We start from the raw sequence: 4164 nt of genomic DNA on the forward strand, positions 1-4164 counted from the left end.
ATATATAAGCAAATATTATAAAAATATTAATATAAGATTTATGTTTAGTAGCATAATGCAAAACTACTTTTATAAAAATTTAAGCGGCTAGTAAGATGCCAGCCACACGAGTTATTCGACAGTCACGCTTTTTGCAAGATTCCTTGGCATATCGACGTTGTTGCCAAGTCTAACAGAAATTTCAAGTGCAAGTAGCTGAAGTACAAGCATCATCTCAAAAAATTCGCTCATATAATGATCTTGAACGCTTGTTTTTACGTAGTCATCGCTTAGTTCAAACTCAAGTGGGCTTATCGCTAGGATGTATGCATCTCTTGCAGCAAGCTCTTCGACGTTGCTTTTTGTTTTTTCATAAAGTAAATTTTGAGGCATTAAAGCGATCGTAAATAGCTTCTCATCTGCAAGTGCGATAGGGCCGTGTTTCATCTCGCCTGATGGATAGCCTTCGGCGTGAAGATATGAAATTTCTTTAAGTTTTAACGCACCTTCAAGTGCTAGCGGATAGAAAATATCTCTACCAATAAAGAAGAAGCCATGACCGTGTAAATAATGCTTGCTTAGGCGGTGAAGCTTCTCTTGAAGAGAGTTGTTGATATTTAAAATTTGTGGGATGTGAAGAAGCGTTTTGATCTCGTGATCAAGCTCTTTTTTGCTGATAGACTCTTTTGCTGCTGCCATTTGAAGCACAAGCATCCAAAGCACGATGATCTGCGTTGCAAAGGCCTTTGTGCTTGCCACACCTTTTTCAATGCCAGCGCGAGTTAGAAGAGTATTGTCAGCTAGTCTAACGATAGATGAGTTATCAACGTTGCAAATAGCAATTGTCCTAAGACCGGCTTCTTTAGCGATCCTCAATGCTTCTAGAGTATCTGCTGTTTCGCCGCTTTGAGATATAACGATAAAAAGCGAATTTTTGTTTAAGTAAGGCTTTCTGTATCTAAATTCGCTAGCAACTTCGACCTTTGTTCTAACTTTAGCAAGCCTTTCAAAAAGATAGCTTGCGGTTAGTGCTGCATGGTAGCTCGTGCCGCACGCGCAAAGCACGACATCATCGATACTTTTTAGATATTCATCGTCTAAATTTTCAAGAGTGACTTTGTGGTTTTTAACCCTGCCCATAATGGTTTCAGATACGACTGCACCTTGCTCGTAAATTTCTTTCTCCATGAAAAATGTATAGCCCTCTTTTTGGGCATAGCTCTTATCTTTTGGTAAAGCATTAAACGTTATGCTCGCCTTTTTGCCGTGTTTAAAGACTGCGATCTCGTCTAAGCTCACGTAGCCGTAATTGTTGTCATCAAGATATGCCACCTCTGTTGCATTGCCGATAAGTGGAGCGTCAGATGAAGCAAAGTATAGCTCTTTTTTGTCGCTCTTTCCTATCGCCATAGGAGCGGCATCTTTTGCAAAAAATATTTTATCAGGTGCAGTTTTGGTGATAAGTAGCGTCGCGTATGCACCTCTTAGCTTTGCGATAGTTGCCTCATAAGCTTTAAATGGGTCTTTTTTCTCTTTTAAAATTTCTTCAAAAAGGTGCACGATCACTTCAGTGTCGGTTTGGCTGACAAATTTCACGCCCTTTGCCTCAAGCTCATCTTTAAGCTCTTTATAGTTTTCGATGATGCCATTGTGAACGACAAATGAGTGCTCGCCAAGGTGCGGGTGAGCGTTTATCTCAGTTGGTTTGCCATGTGTCGCCCAGCGTGTGTGACCTATTGCCACGCCAAAGCCCTCTGATGTAAAGTCCTTTGTCTTTAGGGCTAAATTTTCAAGCTTGCCGACCGCTTTAAAAAAATCAATCTTGCCACCACTCATCACAGCCATACCAGCGCTGTCATATCCACGATACTCAAGCTCTTTTAGGCCACTTAAAATGACCTCTTTTTTCTCTTTATCTCCGATGTATCCTACGATTCCACACATTTTTTACTCACTTATTAATAAATTTAATATCTCTTCGCCTTTACTCTCAAGTCGTTCGTTTTTCTCGATCAAAAAGAGATTTCTTGTTCTATTTTTGACCGTTTGGATTCTAGCACTCGTGACTTGAAAATGAAGCCTATCAAAAACACTCATCACATAAGCCATTAGCCCGCGCTGATCTTTTGCGTTGATGCTAAGTTTGGCGTAATCTTTTGAGTGATTTAGCTCGAAGTTTATCTCATCTTTGTTAATGTTTGGTTTCAAAGGCTCTTTTAAAACCTCGCTATTTAAGGATTTTAGAGCTAAATTTTTAGTAGTTTCAAGCTCCTCTTTTTTAACATTTTGGTTAAAATCAAGCCTGATGTAAAATTTCTTCTCAAATAGCTCAAAAATTTCCATATATGCCAGGTCAAATTTAGCAAATTCATAGAGTAGGGCGCTTAAATTTAGGCTTTTTTTTGTATAGATCTGAATGCTTAAATTTTTAGAGTTATTTATAAAAATTTCTGTCGCATCTAAGCCATCTGCAACCTTGCTTAAATTTATAATTTCGCTCGCACTATATTTTATAAAGACAAGATTTGATGTGATTTTAAAAATTTTATCTTGCAAATTTGGCTCAAGCGCTAAAAACTCACTATTTCGTTTTATAGACTGCTCTTTTTTTACGCGCCTTGTCGCTTCATCTAGTAAATTTTCATCGCTAAATGCACTAAGAGAAATTTCATAAAGTTCCCTTAAAAGCTTTGCTGTGTAGGCGTTATAGAGCCTCTCGTTTGTGGCATTTATCACGCAGTAGCTAAGGATGTAAAGCAGTTTTAAAACCTGCTTGTCGCCAAGCTTTGAGATAAAAGCAAATATAACGCGTTGGGAATAAATGTCTTCTCTATTTGAGACGTTGCTCATTAGCGTGTGGTATTTTATCAAGATGACGCCGATATTTACGGCTTTTTGGCTTAAATTTAGCTTGTTTGCGTATGCTCTAAAGATATTAGCGCCGATATTTGCGTGGTCTTTACCAAGCCCCTTGCCAACGTCGTGCATTAAAGTCACGATCTTTAGCATCGTCTTGCCCTCCAAGCAAAGCTCGGTGTAGAGATTTTTTATAAATTTATCTTTTATATTTTCGAGAAATTTTACACTTAAAATGCTATGCTCATCGACCGTAAATTCGTGATAGCCGTCGTACTGAGCTAGCTGGCTGATGTGTTCCATTGGTTTTATTAAAATTTGTATCATTTGCGCATCGAGCAATGATTTTAAAATTGCGTAGGAATTTTTTCTTAAAAATATCTTTTTAAACTCGCTTATAGCACGCTCCAAGCCGCTTTTTGTGATAATGGCTCGCTTGATGTAAAAGATTGCGCTTATATCAAATTTATAATCAACATCTTTTAGCTCTAAAAGCTCGGTTATTAGATTTTCAATGAGAGCTGGCTTTTTATGAAGTGGCACGTAGATAACGCCATTTATCTCATAAAAGCCATTTTTTAGCCTTGCAAATTTTCTCTGATCAAAATTTAGCTCACTTTTAAAAAATGGCCTGCAAAGAGAAGCGACGATAAACCTCGAATAAATGGCGACATTATTCATCGAGCTTAGCATTTTTTGGCTGATAACGCTTTCGTTATCTTGAAGCTTTTTAGACTTTGTCTGCATGAAATTTGTCGTGATCTCAACGCTTGAAGCGCTAAAAGTATCAGAATTTTGCGTTAAATTTAAGGTAGTTAGTAGGCTTAGTAAAAAGTCCACATTTAGGTTAAAGCTAGCGATCTCTTTTTCATTCATCACTTTTAGGGCTTGTGATCTAACTGAAATGTCGCTATCAAGGCAGTTTAGTATGCAGTTTAAGTGGTAAATTTCATCTATCCCGCCAAAGCCACTTTTTAGATTTGGCTCTTGGGCTAAGTAGCTGATGCTAGAAAATGGCAAGAATGCCTTTAAATGGTAGTTTAAAAAGGCTTTTTTATCAAATTCTTTTAATTTTACGATCTCGCTTTTTACTAAGCGATAGAGACTTTTTGAACCACAGATATATCGGACTTGCGATGTTTCGCTTTTAAATTTGAGATCGTCTTTGTAATTTGTAAAAATTTCATCTATTTCAGCGCTTTTTATATAAAAATTTATTCCAGAACCACTTAAAATTTCGCTAAATTCTTTTAAGAAATTCTTTATGTTGTAGCCTTTTAAATTTTTATAAACTAGCAAAATTTCAAGCTCACTATTTGTGCTAAGTAA

At 37.1% G+C, this 4164-nt stretch carries 2 protein-coding genes; both read right to left on the reverse strand.

The window, feature by feature from the left end:
* Positions 1-111 precede the first annotated feature (111 nt).
* A complete protein-coding gene (gene glmS / locus CYP54_RS09215) occupies positions 112-1923 on the reverse strand; it encodes a glutamine--fructose-6-phosphate transaminase (isomerizing) (protein ID WP_103605016.1) in 1812 nt (603 codons plus the stop codon).
* Between the two features lie 3 nt (positions 1924-1926).
* A partial coding sequence (locus tag CYP54_RS09220; RefSeq protein ID WP_103605017.1) for an HD domain-containing protein occupies positions 1927-4164 on the reverse strand: 2238 nt, incomplete at its 5' end.

This window comes from Campylobacter concisus (assembly GCF_002914005.1).
Classification (GTDB): Bacteria; Campylobacterota; Campylobacteria; order Campylobacterales; family Campylobacteraceae; genus Campylobacter_A; species Campylobacter_A concisus_N.